Source organism: Pectobacterium cacticida (assembly GCF_036885195.1).
GTDB lineage: Bacteria > Pseudomonadota > Gammaproteobacteria > Enterobacterales > Enterobacteriaceae > Pectobacterium > Pectobacterium cacticida.
The window spans coordinates 2,732,395-2,753,995 of the sequence record NZ_CP133656.1 but is presented as its reverse complement, the minus strand read 5'-3'; the positions used below and the strand labels follow the sequence as shown (position 1 = coordinate 2,753,995).

Genomic DNA, 21,601 nt, shown 5'->3' with positions numbered 1-21,601 from the left:
ATTCTTTCTTTTCCGTAAAAGCGAGTAGTGAATTCTATTCAGTAACATTCAATACCAATAAAACCAAAGCCCATTATTTATCCTATATTTCAGTAAAATATAATCCTTTGGGAATGGAGTTTATATCCAATGTATTGTGTTTTCTGCTTTCTGTAACGGTAGGTGATTGTTTTTTAATACAATGACACATTTGAAATTTAATTATTAATAATATCAATTTATAATAATTAGCCTAACAAATAAAAAAACTGAATGTGTTATTCAGTTTTTTTTTGTACGCCAACCTAAAAATTATTCTATTGTTTCTATGTTTACATTATGTTGTTTTTTTATTTATTTTAAGTTAAAGAGGTTTGTTGGCTACTATGGATAATAAATTAGTTTCATCGCTGATATTAAAAGAGTTAATACAATATCGGCGTAGATATACCCATCCGACAAAGTCAATCAGTGAAGAGGAATCCGAGGTGGCTCAAGTCCAATTGCCCAGGATCCTTGCTTTTGTTGAAACAGGTCGTCGTATTGAACTTATATTACCGGCGTTCCCGGTAAAATCTCCCAGTCCTTATAAGGTACTGGGGAAAACGCCGGATATGGCAGAACGCTTGTCTCTGATATTTTTGAATTCATTATGTCAGCGAATTCAGCTTTATTATCCGCCAGGCGCGCAAATCCGTATTTGTTCGGATGGGCATGTTTTTGGCGATCTGATTGGAACCAGCGACGAAACAATTAATTCTTATCAGGCCGGAATCGAAAATTTACTGCATGAGTTGGGGGCCGTTCACCTTAGCGTCTTTAATCTTAAGGATGTAGAAAACATGGCGTCGCTAACGGCAGACTATGATCATCTTCGCCAAAGACTGGTTGCGGATTATGCGGAATCAGAGGCAGCGATTAAGGCACTGCTTATGCGAAGCGCTGAGGGCTTGCAGCTTTATCGCTCCATCACACGCTTCCTTTACGAGGACAGCCAAAGACCTAGCTATACCGGCTCTAACGCGGCGCTGCAAAAAGATGCTAAAAAACGCGCGTGTGGCGTTATTCAACGTAGTTGGGCGTGGGGGAGTCTGCTTGCTGAGCAATTTCCCGATGCTATCCGTTTATCTATTCATCCTCAACCCTCAGATAGCCTGAAGTTAGGGATTCACATGATGCCGACCAAGGACGATTGGTTGACGCCCTGGCATGGCGTTGCCGCTAATGTGAATGGTCAGTTTGTGTTAATGAAGAATGCCGATGCCCAGCAATTGGGGGGCGAAATCGTGGAGATCCGTGGTACGCCTAGTTATTACGTCGTTAAACGGTCGGATGTGGCGTAAGCCAATGTTTCGTTTTATGGGTCACCGCAGTATCAATAACGTCATCTTATAAAGGAATGTCCATGATGGAAAATAAAAACTACCGCATTGAATCGCTCTCCCCGTTTGGCGCACTACTGACGCCAACGACATCGGAACAGAGCATTAACACATTACCGATTGACAAACTCCGCCAGCTCGCCAGAGATTATCATCTTTTGGTATTGCGTGGGTTTTCGTCCGGTTTCTCCGATCCCGACATTCTGACCGAGTATGCCAGCCATTGGGGGGACATTATGATGTGGCCTTTCGGTGCCGTGCTGGATGTGAAAGCGCACGAGGATACCAAGGATCATATCTTTGATAATAGTTACGTACCGTTACACTGGGATGGAATGTACAAACCCACGATTCCTGAATTTCAACTATTTCACTGCGTATCCGCGCCGGGACAGGATCAAGGCGGACGAACAACCTTTGTCGATACGACGCGTCTGTTGGCAGAAGCTGACGCCAAATTAGTCGATGAATGGCGAAGCGTTTCAGTCACTTACCGTATTAAAGCTGTTGCTCACTATGGGGGTAAGGTTACCTCTCCTTTAATTGTCCCTCATCCCAACGGTCACGGGGAAATTATGCGTTATAACGAACCGCCGATCGAAGGGGAGCGTTTCCTAAATCAGCACGCTTTGGAATACCATAACGTCGCTCCGAATAGGCAAAATGCCTTTAGGGAAACGTTACGCCAGCATCTCTACGATCCCCGCTATTATTATGCGCACCAATGGCAACAGGGCGACATTGTGGTGGCGGACAACTTCTCGTTACTGCATGGGCGTGAGGCTTTTACGGCACATTCCGCACGCCATCTGCAACGTGTGCATATCCAGGGGACGCCGGTTTGCGTGAATAGCGGTATTGATAGCGCGGCTTAGAGGAACGAAGACGCGGTTAATATGATGCAGTGTGTTCGTAATAATCGGCAGTGCCAATGTAGTTTTACAACCGGTAGAGTAACCTTACGCGTGCATGACACTACTATACATTTGGCTTGCTATAGTCTTTTCATCCCTTGTCAGTACCTCATATCCCTGTGAGTGTTGTGTTAGTACCATCCCTGTCATTAGAATGACTTTGCCCGCCTTGCGCGGGCTTTTTTTTATCACAGATGCGTCGTCCGGAAGCCGTTCAGGGCGCCTGCGTGAGCGTGTCAAAGGATCATCGTTAATGCGTTGTTAATCCGCTCACTAGCGCAAACGCCAGCGCGGTCATGAGTAATGATCCAGCCAGATTCAATAGCAAATGCACCCCCGCCGCCGCCAAATGGCCGCTTTGTATGAGCATGACTACCTCGGCGGAAAATGTTGAGAATGTCGTCAATCCCCCGCATAGCCCGGTAGTAATGAAGATTTTCCAGTTTTGATCGAGATAAGGATAGCGCAGGAAAAAAGCGAGCGTGCCGCCGATCACGAAGGCCCCTAACAGGTTGGCAAGCAGCGTACCTAGCGGCAATGTAGGATAAAGCTGGTTAAATTTTACGCCGAGCTGCCAGCGCGCCACGCTGCCGATGCCACCACCAATAAATACCGCGAGTAACGTACTGAACATAGAAATTTTCCTGGGTTATTTTTACGATCTCGCAGCGAGTTGAGCAGGATACTACGTTCCCTTCTGCGAGGTGAGCGTAGACATCATCAGCCTAGTGGCGGTTATACCCTTTCTTCAGGCCTGTAGCGGGTTGGCCGAGCAGGGCAGGGAGGTATGTCATCTCCTTATCGTTATAAAAGTCTACGCCCTTGTCAGGAATTGTTGTAGTAAGGCAAGAGTGGGCACTCGTAAAGGGATGTTAATGCACACCCTCGGCGTTTCATTTTGTTACAGATGACGATTGTATCGCGCGACATAAGGTTTTAGATAGAGGATACAGGAAAGTTATCTCAACAATAGCGTTCGCGATTGCTGGCGTCTCCAGCATCTGTCAATGAGGTAGGCGTGTATGGAAGGTATTAGTATTGCCAAATTGTTGGTCATTGGCGCATTAATCATATTGCTATTTGGTACGAATAAACTGCGTAATCTGGGGGGAGATTTGGGCGCGGCGATAAAAGGGTTTAAGAAAGCGATGAATGACGAGCAGCCCGTAAAGACGAATGACACGGCGGAGCTGAATGATTCGACGCATAAAGAATCCTGATAGCGGCTACATAATGAAACGGACGGCGATTGCCGTCCGTGTATTATCGCAACAAAAATGTGTAAAAACCTATGTGCGTTTATTTTACTTCGATGCCTTTTGCCTGAAGGTCGGCATGATAAGACGAGCGAACAAACGGGCCGCACGCCGCATGGGTAAAGCCCATCGCCATCGCTTCGGCTTTCATCTCAGCAAATTCATCCGGGCTGACGTAACGTTGTACCGGCAAATGGTGACGGCTCGGCTGTAAATATTGTCCCAGCGTTAGCATTGTCACTCCATGGCGGCGCAGGTCACGCATCACCTCTACGATCTCAGCGTTTGTCTCCCCTAATCCAACCATCAGGCCCGATTTCGTTGGGATATTCGGATGCGCTTTTTTAAAGTTTTCTAGCAGTTTCAGAGACCATTCATAGTTTGCGCCAGGCCGAACCTGACGATAAACACGCGGAACGTTTTCCAGATTATGGTTGAACACGTCCGGCGGCGTGGCGGTGAGGATCTCCAACGCGCGATCCATCCGACCACGGAAATCTGGCACCAGTGTTTCGATGCGAATGTTTGGGTTTTTGCGGCGAATAGCGCTAATACAGTCGGCAAAGTGCTGAGCGCCACCATCGCGCAGGTCATCTCGGTCCACCGAGGTAATCACAACATAGCGTAAACCCATATCATGAATGGTTTGTGCCAGTTTTTCTGGCTCATTAGCGTCTGGCGTAAGCGGACGACCATGGGCAACATCGCAGAACGGGCAGCGACGCGTGCAAATGGCACCCAAAATCATAAACGTGGCGGTGCCATGGTTGAAACACTCGGCTAGATTTGGACAGGATGCTTCTTCGCAAACAGAGTGCAACCCATTTTTACGCATGGCCGCTTTGATTCCCTGAATGCGGCTGGAATCAGCCGGAAGCTTAATCTTCATCCATTCAGGTTTGCGCAGAAGCTCCTGGCGTTCGGTAACGACGGTACGCACCGGGATTAGCGCCATTTTATCGGCATCGCGGTACTTGACGCCGCGTTCGATCTGAATCGGTTTACTCATGTTTGCGTAAGTTCCAGTTCTGAATCGTTTCTTTGAATCTTAAAAAGAAATTCAAAGGATGATGTTTTTTGCTAAACTTTTTTTAAAAACTACAAAAATTATATCATCTTGCCTAGCCACAATCAGCCTTTGCGCGATCAAAATGAAGAAATTATGTGAATAAAATGTAATTTAACAAATTAAGATCGCCTGATCGATTATGGTTTATTGACGGGAATAACGGGTTAGCCGGGGAGGGGATCACCCTGCTTGCCCAAATCCCATAATAGATGAGCGGGATCGGAATAGCCGACGAGTTGTAAAAAAGTGTTCACCAACACAGGTGCAGTGTCATCTAGCGTAACGCCCGGCACCAGATCGCTGATTTGCGTCATTTCCATCCCCGCATAACCACACGGGTTGATTCGCAGAAATGGGGAGAGATCCATATCGACATTGAGCGCGAGCCCATGAAAAGAGCAGCCTCGCCGAATGCGTAACCCGAGGGAGCAAATTTTCCGCTTACCTACATAAACGCCAGGTGCATCAGGGCGGGCATGGGCGTCAATCTGGAAGTGCGCCAGCGTACCAATCACCGTATTTTCAATGGCGGTGACGAGTTGACGCACGCCAAGTCTGCGGCGCTTCAGGTCAATCAGCACGTACATAATCTGTTGTCCTGGGCCGTGATAGGTCACCTGACCGCCCCTGTCACTTTGAATGACAGGAATGTCGCCAGGCATAAGAATATGTTCCGCTTTTCCTGCCTGGCCTTGCGTGAACACGCGGGGATGCTGCACCAGCCAAAGTTCATCTGGGGTCTTATCATCACGTTGGTCGGTGAAGTTATGCATCGCCAGCGAGACGGGTTCATACGGTTGTACGCCGAGATGACGTATAGTGATCTTATCCTGTAGCAAGTGTGTCATCTTCAGGTTAAGGGAAGGTGGAAAGATTATAGCGGCGGGCGCGCTCAGCGAACAGCACTTTGACAACCCCGACCACACTCGCTATTTTCGCGCTATCGTCTTCCCATCGTATTTATAACACCATACGCACGATGTCGATGTTACCCAGTTCTTCGTACAGGGTTTCCACCTGCTCAATGTGGGTCGCCGTGATGGTAATCGAGACGGAGTGATAATTGCCTTTACTGCTCGGTTTTACCTGTGGCGTATAGTCACCAGGGGCATGACGCTGCACAACCTCAACGACCAGATCGACAAGCTCTGGTTTGGCTTCCCCCATCACTTTGTAAGTAAAAACACATGGAAATTCAAGCAATTCGTTTAATTTGGTTTTCATGTCTGCTCCAGAAAACGTGTAGTATCGGCAGTGTGCTGACTGCATTGGCTTGGTATCATGACATGATACTAAAAACACCACCTCCGCGCGCGGCGGAAGTGGTGTATAAGATGTATGTGGGGACGTTTTAGCTTAAGGCAAGTCGGTGGGTTAACCGAACCAGTGATGGAACATCAGTTTAATGTGGTCGATTATTCGACCAAAGAATCCACCTTCCTTCACTTCTTTCATGACCACGAGCGGACGCTGATCGATGGTTTTTCCATCCAATTGAAAATTGATCGTGCCCACGACCTGATTTTTGGCTAACGGCGCATGCAGTTCGGTATTATTCAGAATGTAGCTTGCCTTCAGGTCTTTCATTCGACCACGGGGAATGGTCAAATAGGCGTCTTTCTCTACACCAAGCGCAACCCGATCGCTGTCGCCAAACCAAACCGGTTCAGAGGCAAACTCCTTGCTTGCTTTTAACGGCGCGACGGTTTCAAAGAAACGGAAACCCCAGGTCAGCAGCTTTTTGCTTTCTGACTCGCGCCCTTTGGCACTGTGTCCGCCGAGTACAGCCGAAATCAACCGCATTTGACCTTCGGTCGCTGAGGCTACCAGGTTGTAGCCAGCGGAGGAGGTATGCCCCGTTTTGATGCCGTCAACATTCAGGCTGGAGTCCCATAGCAGGCCGTTACGGTTAACCTGCCGAATATTGTTAAACGTGAACTCTTTCTCTTTATAGGTCGCGTACTCATCCGGAACATCGCGGATCAGCGCTTGGCCGATCAGAGCCATATCGCGCGCCGAGCTAAATTGGCCAGGCGCGTCCAGACCGTGTACGGTTTCAAAATGGGTGTTTTTCAGTCCCAGCGCTTTTACATAGCTATTCATCAGGTTAACAAACGCATCCTGACTACCGGCGACATAGTCAGCCATCGCAACGCAGGCATCATTACCAGATTGCAGGATAATGCCACGGTTCAGTTGAGAGACAGGAACACGATCGCCAGGCTTAAGGAACATCAGCGAAGATCCCTGGAAGACGGGATTGCCTGTCGCCCAGGCATCTTTACCTACGGTAACGATGTCATCTGGGGTAATTTTACCTGATTTAATCGCCTGACCAATGACATAGCTTGTCATCATTTTTGTGAGACTGGCGGGATCGCGACGGGCGTCAGCATTCATTTCCGCCAACACTTTTCCCGAGTTGTAATCAATCAGAATATAAGATTCTGCATCGATTTGCGGGACGCCAGGGATCATCGTTTTGAGATTAATATCTTCGCCATAGGCGAGGGAAGAGGCGCTAATGACGAGCAGTGCGCCAAGTGCAGTTCGTAGAGTAAAACGAGACGTGTCGACAATATTCATGATGGGAGTAACAACATCCGTGGATATAGGTTAAAAAACGAAGCTCACTATAACAGATGGGTAATAGCCCATCATCAGACATTACGTTACGTGATTTTGCAAAGGGCGGTATGTTTACCATCGTAGCCGCCGCTTTATCAGGCAAATCTGCTAGGCGTCCGCCGCTAGTGCACCGTTGGGGCCGTGGTAATAAATGATTGTTGTTGCGCCTCGGCGGATAAACGTTGTTGAAGTACAACGGCTTGCTGGCGGTGTTGGAATGGGCCGAGCTGAACGCGATGCAGTCCGCCGCTAGTTGCGACGCTACCGGGGACATCAAAGCGTTCACTCAGACTGCGTTGCCAATTTTGCGCGCGTAAGCGATCGCTAAGCGCGCCAACCTGAACCACATAACGTCCTGTAGACGTGGATATTGAGGACGTCGTTGGCGATGTAGTGGCTGGCACCACAACACTGGACTCAAGCACACCGGGGCGTAATGCGGAAGGCGCACCTAAAAACCCCCCGCCATTTTGCGACGAAGCAACGGCTGGCGCATCCTGACCACTATCGCTGACTGGTTGCACGGCGCGATTAGAGAGGGGGGCGGTGGGTTCCATGATCGGCGTCCCGAGTCCGCTGGCGCCAAAGTTAGGCCGCTCTGGCAAGGCGAAGCTCTGCTTAGCGACGGTTGTGCCCACGGTGCCGGGGCCTGAGAGCGTGCCGTCTGGCGCAACGTTAATGAAATCCACCTTTACTTTGGTATTGTTAGAGATATTGAGCCGATCGCCTGCCGCTTTCGATAGATCGATAATTCTCCCAGGCGTATAGGGCCCGCGATCGTTTACGCGTACGACCAGGCGGCGACCGTTGCTTAAATTGGTAACGCGAACATAGCTCGGCAGCGGCAACGTTGGGTGCGCGGCGGTTATCGCGTTAGGGTCGAAGATTTCACCAATGGATGTACGATTACCACTCGCTTCTTCGCCATACCAGGCGGCTAAACCGGTTTCACTAAAATTTTGTGGATTTTTGACGATTTTAAAGCGCTTGCCATTAACGCTGTAGTCTTGCAGCGTTCCAGGGTTGTAGGGTTCGTATCGAGGTTCAACCCCACCGATTTCTTCAACCGGGCCATGATAAACCTGGGCGACGGGTGACACAGGCGGACGCTGTTCCGTTGTGGTACAAGCCGCCAGCGCCAGAGTTGCTACCCCAATCCAAAGCCAATCCTTACGCATTGCTCACCTCGTATTATAAATTCTTCGATAGCAGTTTGCGGTGAGTATGTATCGACATGACGATACCGAATCCCGCCATTAAGACAACCAGCGCTGAGCCACCGTAACTGATCAATGGCAACGGCACCCCAACGACGGGGAGTATGCCGCTGACCATCCCGATATTGACGAACACATAGAAAAACAGAATCAACATCAGCCCGCCAACCATCACTCGGCCAAATGAGGTCTGTGCATTTGCCGCGATGACGAGACCGCGCATAATCAGGAACAGATACATCGTGAGCAAAATTAATACGCCAATGAGGCCAAGTTCTTCGGACAGCACGGCAAAAATAAAATCGGTATGACGCTCTGGCAAAAACTCTAACTGAGATTGTGTGCCGTGTAGCCAACCTTTTCCCGATAAACCGCCTGAGCCTATCGCAATTTTCGACTGAATAATATGGTATCCAGCACCAAGCGGATCGCTTTCCGGATCGAGCAACATCATGACCCTGGCTCGCTGATAGTCATGCATTAGGAAAAACCAAAGTATAGGAATAAACGCGGCAAGCAGCAGTACGGCGATGCCAATCAAACGCCAGCTCATACCAGCGAGGAAAAGCACAAACAGCCCCGATAAGGCGATTAAAATCGAGGTGCCGAGGTCGGGTTGCGCGGCGACCAGTAACGTTGGGACGAAAATCAGCACCAGCGCGAGCGCCGTATTTTTTAACGAGGGCGGACACATATCTCGGTTGATAAAACGCGCGACCATTAGCGGGACGGCGATCTTGGCGATTTCAGACGGCTGGAAGCGGATAAATCCCAGATCTAACCAGCGTTGCGCGCCCTTACTAATCTGTCCGAAAATATCGACGATGAGCAGAAGAATGACGCAAACGATGTAGAGGTAGGGGGCCCACCCTTCGTACACGCGTGGGGGAATTTGCGCCATCACTATCATTACCGTCAGCCCGAGTACGATTTGGACGATTTTACGCTCCATCATCCCGACATCTTGACCACTGGCGCTCCATAGCACAAACAGGCTGTAGCCTAACAGCGCCAGGATACAAAAAAGAAACGGTAGATCAATGTGGATTTTCGTCCAGAACAATCCCTTTTGTTGGCTATCGGTCATGATCGTCTGTTACTCACTTTCGTTCCCCCGCGGCGCAGGTGGCGCACTGGGTAAATGGGTTTTGTTATCTCCCAGCAGAATATGATCGAGGATCTGTCGGGTAATCGTACCAACGGTTGGGCCCGCGCCGCCGTTTTCCAGGATGACGGATATTGCTACTTTGGGATTGTTGTACGGGGCAAAAGCGACCATTAGCTTGTGGTCACGCAAATGTTCTGCAATCTTGTGAGCATTGTAGGTTTCGTTTTCCTTCAGGCCAAACACCTGAGCCGTGCCCGATTTTGCCGCAATTTTATAAGGGGCGTCTTCAAAACTTTTGCGTGCTGTGCCGTTAGGGCGATTGGCTACTCCATACATACCGTCTTTTGCCACTTCCCAATAGCCGGAGTGGATATCGTCGATCTGCTGATTCTCGGCCTGACGGTAAGGCACCATAACGCCGTTTTCTCGCCAGCGATAAAGCAAATGTGGCGTCTTGACCTGCCCGTCGTTGATTAGCGTTACTAATGCCTTATTCATCTGAATCGGCGTTGCCGTCCAGTAACCCTGTCCGATGCCAACCGGAATAGTGTCGCCCTGATACCAGGGTTTTTTAAATTGTCTAAATTTCCATTCGCGGGTAGGCATATTGCCCCGACTTTCTTCTGAAATATCGATGCCCGTCTTCTGGCCATAACCAAATTTCTGCATCCATTCAGATAGGCGATCGATGCCCATATCATAGGCAACCTGATAGAAGAACGTATCAGCGGACTCTTCCAGTGATTTTGTGAGGTTCAGACGACCATGCCCCCACTTCTTCCAATCACGATAGCGTTTTTCCGAACCGGGTAATTGCCACCAGCCGGGGTCAAAGAGGCTGGTACTCGTGGTGATCACACCCGCAGCCAGCGCAGAAACGGCAATATACGGTTTTACGGTGGAGGCGGGCGGATATACGCCTTGTGTCGCACGGTTGATCAGTGGACGATTAGGATCGTTACGCAACAAATTATAAGCTTTGGTGGAGATTCCATCGACAAACAGGTTTGGGTCATAACTGGGTGTCGAAACCATCGCCAGAATGCCGCCGTCCCGAGGGTCACTGACAATAACCGCGGCACGGCTGCCTGCGAGTAATTTTTCGATATAAATTTGCAGGTCCAAATCCAATGTCAAATAGATATCGTGCCCCGCCTGTGGCGGCTGTTCGTGAAGTTGGCGGATCACGCGACCACGGTTGTTAACCTCGACTTCCTCATAGCCGGGTTTACCATGCAGTATATCTTCATAATGGCGTTCAATACCCAGTTTACCAATATCGTGCGTGGCGGCGTAGTCCGCGATTTTTTCTTCTTTAGTCAGCCGTTCTATATCTTTATCATTAATCTTGGAGACATAGCCTGTAACGTGTGTTAAAGCGGCGCCATAGGGGTAATAACGGCGTTGATAGCCCTTAATTTCAACGCCGGGAAAGCGGTATTGGTTAACGGCAAAACGGGCGACCTGGATCTCATCCAGCCCGGTTTTCACTGGAATAGAGCTAAAACGACGTGAGCGTTTGCGTTCTTTTTCAAAATTTTCCAGATCGTCATCGGTCAAATCGACAATCGGACGCAGGGCGTTCAAGGTTTCTTTTAGGTTATCAACCTTGTCGGGGACGAGTTCTAACTGATAGATAGTGCGGTTTAGGGCCAGCGGCGTGCCATTCCGATCGTAGATGATGCCGCGGCTGGGCGCGATAGGAACCAGCTTAATGCGGTTCTCATTAGAGCGTGTACGATAGTCATCAAAGCGCACGATCTGTAAGTGATAAAGATTGGCGATTAATACGCCGGTAAGCAGCAGAATGCCCAAAAAGGCGATTAGCGCGCGGCGCACAAATAAGGCGGACTCGGCGGTATAATCTCGAAAGGGTTTGCGTTCTACTTTCATCCAGCGTTATTTCACATGTTTCATTGTCGCGCCTTACTCCCGATGGTAAGGGTGGTTAGTCGTAATGCTCCATGCACGATACAGGCTCTCTGCCACCAAAACACGCACGAGCGGATGCGGTAGTGTTAACGGGGAGAGTGACCAGCTTTGTTCCGCTGCGGCTTTGCATTCTGGCGCGAGCCCCTCAGGCCCGCCAATTAACAGGCTGACATCGCGCCCGTCTTGTTTCCAACGCTCCAATTGCTGCGCCAGCTGTGGGGTTTCCCAGCGACTACCGGGAATATCCAAAGTAACGATGCGGTTGCCTTTGTTTACCGCTGCCAGCATCTGTTCGCCCTCACGCGCCAGAATGCGCTTGATGTCGGCGTTTTTACTTCGTTTTCCCGCCGGGATTTCGAGCAACTCGAAAGGCATATCTTTCGGAAAACGCCGCAAATAATCCGTAAATCCTACCTGCACCCAGTCGGGCATTTTGGTGCCAACCGCGACCAATTGCAGCTTCATGCTAGCCCCATAGCTTTTCCAATTCGTACAACTGGCGACTTTCTTCCTGCATGACATGAACCATCACGTCGCCCAGATCGACAACGACCCAATCGGCTGTGTTTTCGCCTTCAATACCGAGTGGGATCAAACCCGCGGCGCGTGAGGCTTGTACCACATGCTCGGCGATGGAAACAACATGGCGTGTAGAGGTTCCGGTACAGATCACCATATAATCGGTAATACTGGATTTACCCTTAACGTTGAGCGCAACGATATCCTGAGCCTTTAAGTCATCGATCTTATCAATAACGAAGTCTTGGAGTGTCTGGCCTTGCAAAGGTTCCCCCTCAATAACGTTTTGCCCGCAACTGGCAGTCGGGCGGCACTGAATGGTTAGAAAAAGCCAAAATCGCCGAATAATTACCGAGAATCTTCGTTTTTCCAGTGATTGAGGCCAGCCGCGGAGTATATCACGCACTTTTACGCAGTGGTATCAAGCCTATGAACGATGGCTAGGAAAAACGGCCTACTGGTACAAGTGGTGTTCGTCGATGTAACGAAGTACGGCTGACGGTATTAAATCGTGACAGTCGAGGCCTTGCTGTCGGCGCCGCCGGATATCCGTGGCTGAAATCGTGATCAGCGGCGTGTCTGCCAGAAAAATGCGACCTTGTGGCTGTTGATGAAGATCGTCTGGCGTACGTGTTAAGTGGCTGTCCAACCACCGTTGCAATTCGGGTGTTTCCAGCGTCGAACGATAGCCGGGGCGGGCGCACACCAGCAAATGGCAGACGTCGAGTAGATCTTGCCAGCGGTGCCAATGATGCAGCGTCAGCAACGAATCTTGTCCAATGATAAACCCCAATGGCGCATCTCGGCCCTTCTCGGTACGCAACGCTTCCAGCGTATCAATCGTATAAGAGGGGGTTTGCCGTTGCAGTTCACGATCGTCCACAGTGAACAGCGGATCGCTTTCAACCGCCAACTCCACCATATGAAAGCGCTGCCAGGAACTGGCTTCGGGCTGCGGACGATGTGGTGGAACATTATTCGGCATTAAAACTACCTGAGTCAGGCCTACGAGTTTAGCCAGCGCCGTTACTGGTTGAAGGTGACCGTAATGAATCGGATCGAACGTACCGCCAAAAAACGCGGTCAACGTTGGTGTAGAAGCGTGATTCAGAGGAATACCTCCGGTAGCGTTTTACCGCACAGCAACATCGCAAGCGATTCGAGTTCAGGCCAGACTGGCTGACCGTAATCTTGCTTGATTGTAATTTCCACTTGCGTCAGCACGTGCACGGCCTGCTGTAACTGTTGAAGAGAGAGTCGGTTTAACGCCTGCGAGAGCAGGTCGCGCCGGTTTTGCCACACTTTTTGCCGATCGAATAAGGTACGCAGCGGCGTGTCTGACATCCGCCGTTTGAGCGTTACTAATTGTAGTAACTCACGCTGTAGCGTGCGCAGTAGAATGATGGGTTCACAGTCTTCCTGCCGTAGCTGTTGCAAAATATGCCATGCACGTTTTCCCTTTCCCGCCAGCAAGGCATCTAGCCAATGGAATGGCGTGAAGTGGGCGGCATCATTGACTGCGCTTTCCACACGTGGCAGGGTCAGCTTACCATCGGGGTATAGCAGCGACAGCCGTTCTAATGCCTGAGATAGCGCGAGAAGATTGCCTTCATAGCAATAGCAAATAAGCTGCGTTGCCTGTTCATCCAGCGTCAACCCCATGGCTTTGGCGCGCAGGGCGACCCAACGGGGAAGCTGTGCCTGTTCCGGGGTCAGACAGTTGATATAGACGCTGTCATGCGCAAGAGCTTTGAACCAGGCGCTGTTTTCCTGTGCTTTGCTCAGTTTGTTACCGCGGAGAATTAGCAGGATATCAGGGTGCAATAACCCGGCCAGTTTAACCAGATTTTCGCTCATTGCCGCATTAGGGCCATTTTCCGGCAAAATGAGCAGGAGTGACTGGCGTGAGGCGAACAGGCTGAGCGCCTGACAGGTGGCAAAAATGGCATCCCACTCGGTATGCTGGTCCAGGGTGAAGTTGAAGTGCTCGCTGAAATCGTGTTGCTGAGCGGTCCTTTTAATGTTGTCCAGACTCTCTTGTAACAAAAGCGGGTCTGAGCCAAAGACCAAATAACAGCCGCGCAACCCTTCATGGAGTTGCGCGGTCAGTTGTTCAGGGTAAAGACGAATCATGAACGTGTGGTAGCGGGGAGGGAATCGGCAGAGTGCAACCGTTTCTGGGCCTCAAGGCTACCGTTGACGGTCAACAATTTACGCACCAACTGCTGGGCCGCTTGTTCACGCATTTCCCGACGGACGATATCCTGCTCGGCATCCTTCGCCAGCGCAGCCAGCGGGTTATCAAAGAAAGTGCGAAACACCGTCACGCTGAGTGGATAAATATCTTCACCCGGCATCAAGACCTGCGCCTGTAACGTCAGCACCATTTGGTACTCAGCCGTTTTCCCGTCCTGAAAAACGGAAACGGTATCGCGTGTTTCACTGGAGCCCAGCAGCCGTAACGATGGGATATCCTGACGCGTCGCGTCATCAACGATTTTTACATCGCTTAGGCGCAGTTGTTCTCGCACGGCACGCGTTAGCGGGCCGTAGGGATCGTTGCTATCAATTATCAGCGTTTGCAGCTGCTCAGGCACTTGCGTCGTACCGCGCAGATGAAAACCGCAGCCAGCGGTAATTAACACCGCCAGCCCCAGCAACAACGTAAATAGACGATGTCGCACCATTCCTCCTTCCCTTAACCCACAACCAGATTAAGTAGTTTGCCAGGGACATAAATCACTTTACGAACTGTGACGCCGTCCAGATATTTCGCCACCAGCGGTTCCTGAGCCGCCCGTTCGCGAACCTGTTCTTCAGTGGCATCGGCCGCTACGGTAATTTTACCACGCACTTTACCGTTAACCTGCACGACGACCAGCTTGGAGTCTTCAACCATTGCGTGCTCATCTGCGACCGGCCATGGCGCGGTGTCGATATCGCCTTCACCGTGCAGCGCCTGCCACAGCGTGAAACAGATATGCGGCGTAAACGGATAGAGCATGCGAACGACGGCGAGCAGCGTTTCCTGCGTCAACGCGCGATCCTGTTCGCTGTCCTGCGGGGCTTTTGCCAGTTTATTCATCAATTCCATGATAGCGGCAATCGCGGTATTAAAGGTTTGACGACGGCCGATATCATCGGTCACTTTCGCGATCGTTTTGTGTAAATCGCGACGTAGCGATTTCTGCGCGTCGGTCAATGTCGCGATATCAAGCGCCGTTACAGCTCCTTTAGCCGTATGTTCGTAAACCTGTCTCCAGACGCGTTTCAGGAAGCGATTTGCGCCTTCTACGCCGGATTCCTGCCATTCCAGTGTCATTTCCGCCGGAGCGGCAAACATCATGAACAGACGAACCGTATCTGCGCCGTACTTCTCTACCATAACTTGCGGGTCGATGCCGTTGTTTTTCGACTTCGACATTTTACTCATTCCCGCATAGATCACAGTGCGGCCTTCATTATCAACAGCGTTGACGATGCGTCCTTTCTCATCACGCTCGACGGTCACATTGATGGGGGAAACCCATACGCGCTCATTATTATTACCTATATAGTAAAAAGCATCGGCCAGCACCATTCCCTGACACAGCAGACGCTTAGCCGGTTCATCCGATGTCACCAGCCCCGCGTCGCGCATCAGTTTGTGGAAGAAACGGAAATACATCAGATGCATGATGGCGTGCTCAATGCCGCCGACATATTGATCGACGGGCAGCCAGTAATTTGCCGCCGCTGGATCCAACATACCTTTATCGTACTGTGGACAGGTGTAGCGCGCGTAATACCAGGATGATTCCATAAAGGTGTCGAAGGTGTCAGTTTCGCGCAGGGCGGGCCGACCGTTGATGGTGGTTTTTGCCCATTCAGGGTTGGATTTTAGCGGGCTGGTGATGCCATCCATTACGACATCTTCCGGTAAAATGACCGGCAGTTGATCTTCTGGCGTTGGGATAACGGTGCCATCTTCCAACGTTACCATGGGGATTGGCGCACCCCAATAGCGCTGGCGAGAAACGCCCCAATCGCGTAGACGATAGTTGACTTTACGCTTACCGATGCCATTTTCTGCCAGTTTATCGGCAATAGCGTTAAAGGCGGCATCGAAATTCAAGCCGTCAAACTCACCGGAGTTAAACAAATGGCCTTTTTCCGTCATCGCCTGGGTGGACAGATCGGGTTCGCTGCCGTCGGTATTGAGGATAACCGGTTTGATGGACAACCCGTATTTAGTGGCAAACTCCCAATCGCGCTGGTCATGTGCGGGAACGGCCATCACGGCGCCTGTGCCGTATTCCATCAGGACAAAGTTAGCGACCCAAATAGCGACTTTTTCGCCATTGAGTGGGTGGATAGCATGCAAACCAGTCGCCATGCCCTTTTTCTCCATCGTGGCCATATCGGCCTCCGCCACTTTGGTATTACGGCACTCATCAATAAAATCGGCCAGTGCCGGATTGGTAGCCGCAGCTTGCATTGCAAGAGGGTGGCCTGCGGCAACGGCGACGTAGGTCACGCCCATGAACGTATCCGGACGTGTAGTATAAACGGTTAATTTCTCGTTGCTTCCGTCGACATCAAAAGTAATTTCCACGCCTTCGGAACGGCCAATCCAATTACGCTGCATGGTTTTGACCTGCTCAGGCCAGCTTTCCAGCGTATCCAGATCGTTCAGTAACTGGTCTGCATAAGCGGTGATTTTGATAAACCACTGCGGAATCTCTTTGCGTTCAACTTTCGTGTCGCAACGCCAACAACAGCCGTCGATAACCTGCTCATTCGCTAACACGGTTTGGTCGTTCGGACACCAGTTAACGGCGGAGGTTTTTTTATAAACCAGGCCTTTTTCATATAACTTGGTAAAGAACCACTGTTCCCAGCGATAGTAGTCTGGTTTACAGGTCGCGATTTCACGATCCCAATCATAACCAAAGCCCAGCAGCTTGAGCTGGTTTTTCATGTAATCGATGTTGGCGTAGGTCCAGGGCGCTGGCGCCGTGTTATTTTTTACCGCCGCGCCTTCAGCTGGCAGCCCGAAGGCATCCCAGCCAATCGGTTGCAGAACATTTTTACCCAACATGCGCTGATAACGCGAAATGACGTCGCCGATCGTGTAGTTACGGACGTGGCCCATATGAAGTCGGCCAGAAGGGTAAGGCAGCATGGAAAGGCAATAGTATTTTTCTTTGCCGGGCTGTTCGGTGACTTTAAATGTCTGCTTCTCTTGCCAGTGAAGCTGGACGTCCGCTTCTATCTCTTCTGGGCGGTATTGCTCTTGCATGGCTGCCAGTGGTCCTGTTTAGTGAAGAATCGCCACCGTTAAGTGGCCGGTTTCGATTCATAACAAAAGATCCGCATAGCATAGCCGTAAGCGGCGCGAGCAACAACACCCAGCGCCCGGCAGTGGAATATTTCTGAGTTGTAAGCCATATACTGCGAAGGATTACGCAAATTAGCGCCAGTAGCGCAGACTAATGAAGAAAATAATCTAAAATAACGCTAGTTAAACAGCCTATTTGGTTTTTAGCTGGATACGTTAGGCGGTTAACCTTCACTTCATCTCATCACCCCCTCAATCCGCTCAGTCAGGAGGATGCATGAATAAGCTCGCTCGCTATTACCAAGAGTTAATGACTTCAGTGACGGCTCGATTGAATAACGGTGAACGCGATATCGATAGTTTGACGGAGCGTGCGCGTAACACACTGGAAGCGCGTTCTACGCTGACGCAAAAAGAAATAGAACAGGTGATTCAGTCCGTTCAGCGCGATCTGGAGGAGTTTGCCCGTAGCTATAACGAAAGCCAGGATGCACTTGCTGATAGCGTGTTTATGCGTGTGATCAAGGAAAGTCTATGGCAGGAATTGGCGGATATTACGGACCGCACGCAATTAGAGTGGCGTGAGATCTTCAAAGATGTTAATCATCACGGCGTTTATCACAGCGGTGAGGTGGTGGGATTAGGCAATCTGGTGTGCGAGAACTGCCATCACCGCATTGCATTCTATACACCGGAAGTGTTGCCGCTGTGCCCGAAATGCGATCACGACCAATTCCATCGACAGCCGTTCCAGCCGTAGGGCTGATACGGGTATTAAGCGGCGGTAATGGAGAGATCGTAAAGACGCAAACTACGTCTCAGCAAGTTCGTGCCGCGCACAGAGGAATCTCATCCCTGAGATCCCTCCTTTCAGGGGCGTCGCAAGCGACGTTTGAAAACGTTCCTGACGTTTTTGCCCCTGGCGCGGACGCTTTACGCTGCTATCCCATTACCACCGTTCTCGTCCAACAAAGTCAGTCGTGAAAATTAATGGTCTGTCGCGAATATTAATGCAGGATTTTCGCCAGGAAATCTTTAGCACGTTCGGACTGTGGATTATCGAAGAAATCATCCTTGCGGGTATCTTCGATAATTTTTCCCTCATCCATGAAGATCACGCGGTGCGCCACTTTACGGGCAAAGCCCATTTCATGGGTGACAACCATCATGGTCATGCCTTCCTGCGCTAATTCAACCATCACGTCCAAAACTTCATTAATCATCTCTGGATCGAGTGCGGATGTCGGTTCGTCAAATAACATCGCAATAGGATCCATACACAAGGCGCGGGCAATGGCAACACGTTGTTGTTGACCACCGGAAAGTTGTCCTGGGTATTTGTTAGCGTGCGCCGCCAGCCCAACACGTTCCAGCAGCTTTTGCGCTTTAGCCTTGGCATCTTCACGGTTACGCTTTAATACCTTTACCTGAGCCAGTGTTAGGTTCTCGATAATCGACAAGTGGGGGAACAGTTCAAAATGTTGGAATACCATTCCGACTTTTGAACGCAACTGCGCCAGATTGGTTTTCTTATCGTTAACGGCAATACCATTAACGGTAATTTCACCTTTTTGAATAGGCTCCAGACCATTTACGGTTTTGATCAGGGTTGATTTACCGGAGCCGGAAGGCCCGCAGACGACCACAACTTCACCTTTTTTTACTTCCGTAGAGCAGTCGGTTAGTACCTGAAATTGGCCGTACCATTTAGAAACATTTTTCAGGGAAATCATCAAACCGTCCTTTTTTTCAGGTAACTGACCAGCATTGAGGCTGCAATGCTGAAGAGAAAATAAACAAACCCGGCAAACAGAATCATCTCAACTTGTGTTCCGTCGCGCTCGCCGATAATTGAGGCGGTGCGGAAGAAATCAGCGAGACTCAGTACATAAACCAGAGAAGTATCCTGGAATAGCACGATCCCTTGTGTCAACAGCAGTGGCACCATCGCGCGAAACGCCTGCGGCAGAATAACCAATTTCATGGATTGCCAGTGGGTCATCCCTAACGCTAAGGCGGCCGAGGATTGCCCGCGCGACACACTGAGGATACCTGCACGAATGATTTCCGAGTAGTAGGCTGCTTCGAATAACGAGAAGGCTACCATAGCTGAAATCAGTCGAATATCCGTTTTTGGCGATAGCCCAAGCACATTTTGTAATAAGCTAGGAACCACCAGATAGAACCATAACAGCACCATAACGAGAGGAACCGAGCGGAACAGGTTCACGTACAGCTTGGCAAACCAACTGATAGGCTTGATTGGCGACAGACGCATCACGGCCAAAATCGTACCCCAGATGATGCCAAAAACAACGGCTACCAACGTAATTTTGAGCGTGACGACCATCCCTTGAATCAGGTACGGCATGCTTGGCCCAATTGAGCCCCAGTCAAATTCATACATGATTTATTTGCTCCCCAGGTTTCCCGGCAAACGGGTCTTCCGTTCAACGACCTGCATAATCAACATAATAATGGCGTTGATGCCAATATACGCCAGCGTGATCGCGGTAAACGACTCATATGCATGAGCGGAATAGTCCAACAATTTCCCTGCCTGTGCCGCCATATCAACCAAACCAATAGTCGATGCAATAGCTGAATTCTTGACCAGATTCAGCATCTCCGACGTCAATGGCGGAACGACAACACGATACGCGTTGGGCAATAGCACATAGCGGTAAGTTTGCGGTAATGTCAGCCCCATTGCCAATCCGGCAGCTTTCTGCCCACGGGGTAATGACTGGATCCCCGCACGCACCTGCTCACAAATGCGTGCTGCGGTGAATAGGCCAAGGCAAATCATGGACGATAGGAAGAACTGTATGTTCGGATCTAATTCGGCTTTGAACCACATGCCAATATTGACGGGAAGAAGCTCAGGAACCACCAAATACCAGGCAAAAAACTGGACAATCAATGGAACATTGCGAAATAACTCGACATAGCAAGTACCCAGACCGGCAAGAAAGCGATTCGGTACGGTTCGCAGGATCCCAAATAAAGAACCAATGAGGAAGGCAATAATCCACGCGCAGATAGACAAGGTAACGGTGACTTGCAGACCGGACAAAATCCATCCGAGATAGGTTGTATTGCCGAAAGGGGCTGCTTGTAGAAATATGCCCCAATTCCAATCTATTGACATAACAAACTCCGGTAAAAAAGGGTAGCGAAGCTACCCTGAAGATTGATGAGTGGCCACTATTCCCGTTCTGTTTCAAATGACAGGTATATGACTAATCTACCTGTTTATCAAAATTTCTCGGGCAGCAAATAATGGGGAACGGCCATTAAGTGCCTGCCTGTCATGCCACGAATCAGCAATCAGAGGGCAGATAATCTGCCCTTATTCTCATTCTTAATTAGTTTAGCGCTTTGTCATTCGGCGCTTTGAACAAGGCTTTCATTTCGTCTGACAGCGAAAAATTCAGGTTAAGGCCTTTTGGCGGGATCGGCTGTTTAAACCAACGATCGAACCATTTTTCGGCTTCGCCTGAGGTTTGTATTTTGGCGATAGTGTCATCAACCAGCTTCTTGAATTGGGGATCGTCTTTACGCAGCATACATCCGTAGGCTTCTTCAGATTGCGCTGTACCGACGATATCCCACTGATCGGCATTTTTGGCTTTTGCTCGTTCACCTGCCAGTAGAGCATCGTCCATCATAAAGGCTACGGCACGGCCGCTTTCTAAGGTACGGAAAGAGTCACCATGATCTTTGGCGCTGATAATGCGCATCTTCATCTGTTTTTCTTCATTCAGCTTATTGAGCAGAACTTCGGAGGTTGTGCCGGAAGTGACTACGACAGTTTTACCTGCCAGATCGGGGAAATCTTTCACACCGGAATCTTTCTTGGTCAATAGACGCGTACCGACCACAAAAATAGTGTTGGAGAATGCCGCCTGTTTCTGACGTTCTAGATTATTGGTTGTAGAACCACATTCAAAATCGAACGTACCATTTTGCAATAAAGGAATACGGTTCTGAGAGGTAATAGGCAGGAGTTTTACTTGCAGATTAGGCGTCCCCAGTTTTTCCTTAACAGCCTCGACAATCTTATCCGCGTAAGCCTGAGAATAGCCGACCACCTTCTGCGTATTGTCGTAGTAAGAGAAAGGCACGGACGATTCGCGGTGACCAACGACGATCACGCCATTGTCTTTGACTTTTTTCAATGTGCCGGTCAGTTCCTCAGCCTGAGCTACGCTGGCAGTGGCGCCAAGTAGCAACAGTGATAATGCCAGTTTACGCATTTGCATGTTCTAACTCCT

At 49.9% G+C, this 21,601-nt stretch carries 22 protein-coding genes and 1 riboswitch; of the genes, 4 read left to right on the top strand and 18 right to left on the bottom strand.

Annotated elements, in window-relative coordinates:
• Positions 1-365: 365 nt before the first annotated feature.
• Both pvcA and RFN81_RS12735 read left to right on the top strand, forming a co-directional pair.
• Positions 366-1,322 (top strand): L-tyrosine isonitrile synthase, encoded by a 957-nt coding sequence (gene pvcA, locus RFN81_RS12740; protein ID WP_264496189.1) that lies wholly within the window; start codon positions 366-368, stop codon positions 1,320-1,322.
• A gap of 65 nt (positions 1,323-1,387) precedes the next feature.
• On the top strand, positions 1,388-2,236 hold the full coding sequence (locus RFN81_RS12735; RefSeq protein WP_264498963.1) for a TauD/TfdA dioxygenase family protein: 849 nt from the start codon (positions 1,388-1,390) through the stop codon (positions 2,234-2,236).
• A 289-nt stretch (positions 2,237-2,525) separates the two neighbouring features.
• Here the strand turns inward: RFN81_RS12735 and crcB are convergent, their stop codons facing one another.
• Positions 2,526-2,909, bottom strand: coding sequence for a fluoride efflux transporter CrcB (gene crcB / locus RFN81_RS12730; RefSeq protein ID WP_264496188.1), 384 nt, complete (start codon positions 2,907-2,909; stop codon positions 2,526-2,528).
• A gap of 70 nt (positions 2,910-2,979) precedes the next feature.
• Positions 2,980-3,082: riboswitch (Fluoride riboswitch) on the bottom strand.
• A gap of 215 nt (positions 3,083-3,297) precedes the next feature.
• On the opposite strand from crcB, the gene tatA reads away from it, so the two are divergent.
• Positions 3,298-3,495: a Sec-independent protein translocase subunit TatA gene (gene tatA, locus RFN81_RS12725; protein WP_264496187.1), complete on the top strand. Its 198-nt coding sequence runs from the start codon at positions 3,298-3,300 to the stop codon at positions 3,493-3,495.
• A gap of 79 nt (positions 3,496-3,574) precedes the next feature.
• On the opposite strand, the gene lipA is transcribed toward tatA, so the two are convergent.
• The 13 genes from lipA to leuS form a co-directional block, all read right to left on the bottom strand.
• Entirely contained in the window at positions 3,575-4,540 is a 966-nt protein-coding gene (lipA, locus tag RFN81_RS12720) for a lipoyl synthase (RefSeq protein WP_264496186.1), read from the bottom strand.
• A 224-nt stretch (positions 4,541-4,764) separates the two neighbouring features.
• Positions 4,765-5,448, bottom strand: coding sequence for a lipoyl(octanoyl) transferase LipB (lipB, locus tag RFN81_RS12715; RefSeq protein WP_264496185.1), 684 nt, complete (start codon positions 5,446-5,448; stop codon positions 4,765-4,767).
• A 112-nt stretch (positions 5,449-5,560) separates the two neighbouring features.
• The gene (gene ybeD, locus RFN81_RS12710) at positions 5,561-5,824 is read right to left on the bottom strand and encodes a DUF493 family protein YbeD (RefSeq protein ID WP_264496184.1); all 264 of its coding nucleotides are present in this window, start codon (positions 5,822-5,824) and stop codon (positions 5,561-5,563) included.
• A gap of 150 nt (positions 5,825-5,974) precedes the next feature.
• Positions 5,975-7,186, bottom strand: a complete 1,212-nt coding sequence (gene dacA, locus RFN81_RS12705; RefSeq protein ID WP_264496183.1) for a D-alanyl-D-alanine carboxypeptidase DacA — start codon at positions 7,184-7,186, stop codon at positions 5,975-5,977.
• 164 nt (positions 7,187-7,350) lie between these two features.
• Positions 7,351-8,406: an endolytic peptidoglycan transglycosylase RlpA gene (gene rlpA, locus RFN81_RS12700; RefSeq protein WP_264496182.1), complete on the bottom strand. Its 1,056-nt coding sequence runs from the start codon at positions 8,404-8,406 to the stop codon at positions 7,351-7,353.
• A 13-nt stretch (positions 8,407-8,419) separates the two neighbouring features.
• On the bottom strand, positions 8,420-9,532 hold the full coding sequence (mrdB, locus tag RFN81_RS12695) for a peptidoglycan glycosyltransferase MrdB (RefSeq protein WP_264496181.1): 1,113 nt from the start codon (positions 9,530-9,532) through the stop codon (positions 8,420-8,422).
• A gap of 9 nt (positions 9,533-9,541) precedes the next feature.
• Positions 9,542-11,446 carry a peptidoglycan DD-transpeptidase MrdA gene (gene mrdA, locus RFN81_RS12690; RefSeq protein WP_264496180.1) on the bottom strand — a complete coding sequence of 635 codons (1,905 nt, stop codon included), beginning with the start codon at positions 11,444-11,446 and terminating at the stop codon, positions 9,542-9,544.
• A gap of 33 nt (positions 11,447-11,479) precedes the next feature.
• Positions 11,480-11,950: a 23S rRNA (pseudouridine(1915)-N(3))-methyltransferase RlmH gene (gene rlmH / locus RFN81_RS12685; RefSeq protein WP_264496179.1), complete on the bottom strand. Its 471-nt coding sequence runs from the start codon at positions 11,948-11,950 to the stop codon at positions 11,480-11,482.
• Between the two features lies 1 nt (position 11,951).
• Positions 11,952-12,269 (bottom strand): ribosome silencing factor, encoded by a 318-nt coding sequence (rsfS, locus tag RFN81_RS12680; RefSeq protein WP_264496178.1) that lies wholly within the window; start codon positions 12,267-12,269, stop codon positions 11,952-11,954.
• Between the two features lie 189 nt (positions 12,270-12,458).
• Positions 12,459-13,121 (bottom strand): nicotinate-nucleotide adenylyltransferase, encoded by a 663-nt coding sequence (gene nadD, locus RFN81_RS12675; RefSeq protein ID WP_264498962.1) that lies wholly within the window; start codon positions 13,119-13,121, stop codon positions 12,459-12,461.
• Positions 13,112-14,137 carry a DNA polymerase III subunit delta gene (holA, locus tag RFN81_RS12670; RefSeq protein WP_264496177.1) on the bottom strand — a complete coding sequence of 342 codons (1,026 nt, stop codon included), beginning with the start codon at positions 14,135-14,137 and terminating at the stop codon, positions 13,112-13,114. The genes nadD and holA overlap by 10 nt, the downstream gene beginning before the upstream one ends.
• Positions 14,134-14,688, bottom strand: a complete 555-nt coding sequence (gene lptE / locus RFN81_RS12665; protein WP_264498961.1) for an LPS assembly lipoprotein LptE — start codon at positions 14,686-14,688, stop codon at positions 14,134-14,136. The genes holA and lptE overlap by 4 nt, the downstream gene beginning before the upstream one ends.
• 14 nt (positions 14,689-14,702) lie before the next feature.
• Positions 14,703-17,285 carry a leucine--tRNA ligase gene (gene leuS, locus RFN81_RS12660; protein WP_264496176.1) on the bottom strand — a complete coding sequence of 861 codons (2,583 nt, stop codon included), beginning with the start codon at positions 17,283-17,285 and terminating at the stop codon, positions 14,703-14,705.
• Positions 17,286-17,601: 316 nt separating this feature from the next.
• Between leuS and RFN81_RS12655 the strand changes: the two genes are divergently transcribed.
• Complete coding sequence (locus RFN81_RS12655) at positions 17,602-18,084, top strand: zinc ribbon-containing protein (RefSeq protein WP_264496175.1); 483 nt, start codon at positions 17,602-17,604, stop codon at positions 18,082-18,084.
• Positions 18,085-18,331: 247 nt separating this feature from the next.
• Here RFN81_RS12655 and RFN81_RS12650 read toward each other — a convergent pair whose 3' ends face one another.
• The 4 genes from RFN81_RS12650 to RFN81_RS12635 all read right to left on the bottom strand — a co-directional run bounded on the left by RFN81_RS12650 (position 18,332) and on the right by RFN81_RS12635 (position 21,589).
• Complete coding sequence (locus RFN81_RS12650) at positions 18,332-19,057, bottom strand: amino acid ABC transporter ATP-binding protein (RefSeq protein ID WP_264496174.1); 726 nt, start codon at positions 19,055-19,057, stop codon at positions 18,332-18,334.
• Positions 19,057-19,731: a glutamate/aspartate ABC transporter permease GltK gene (gene gltK, locus RFN81_RS12645; protein ID WP_264496173.1), complete on the bottom strand. Its 675-nt coding sequence runs from the start codon at positions 19,729-19,731 to the stop codon at positions 19,057-19,059. The genes RFN81_RS12650 and gltK overlap by 1 nt, the downstream gene beginning before the upstream one ends.
• 3 nt (positions 19,732-19,734) lie before the next feature.
• Entirely contained in the window at positions 19,735-20,475 is a 741-nt protein-coding gene (locus RFN81_RS12640) for an amino acid ABC transporter permease (protein WP_264496172.1), read from the bottom strand.
• Positions 20,476-20,692: 217 nt separating this feature from the next.
• Positions 20,693-21,589 (bottom strand): amino acid ABC transporter substrate-binding protein, encoded by an 897-nt coding sequence (locus RFN81_RS12635; RefSeq protein ID WP_264496171.1) that lies wholly within the window; start codon positions 21,587-21,589, stop codon positions 20,693-20,695.
• Positions 21,590-21,601: the final 12 nt, after the last annotated feature.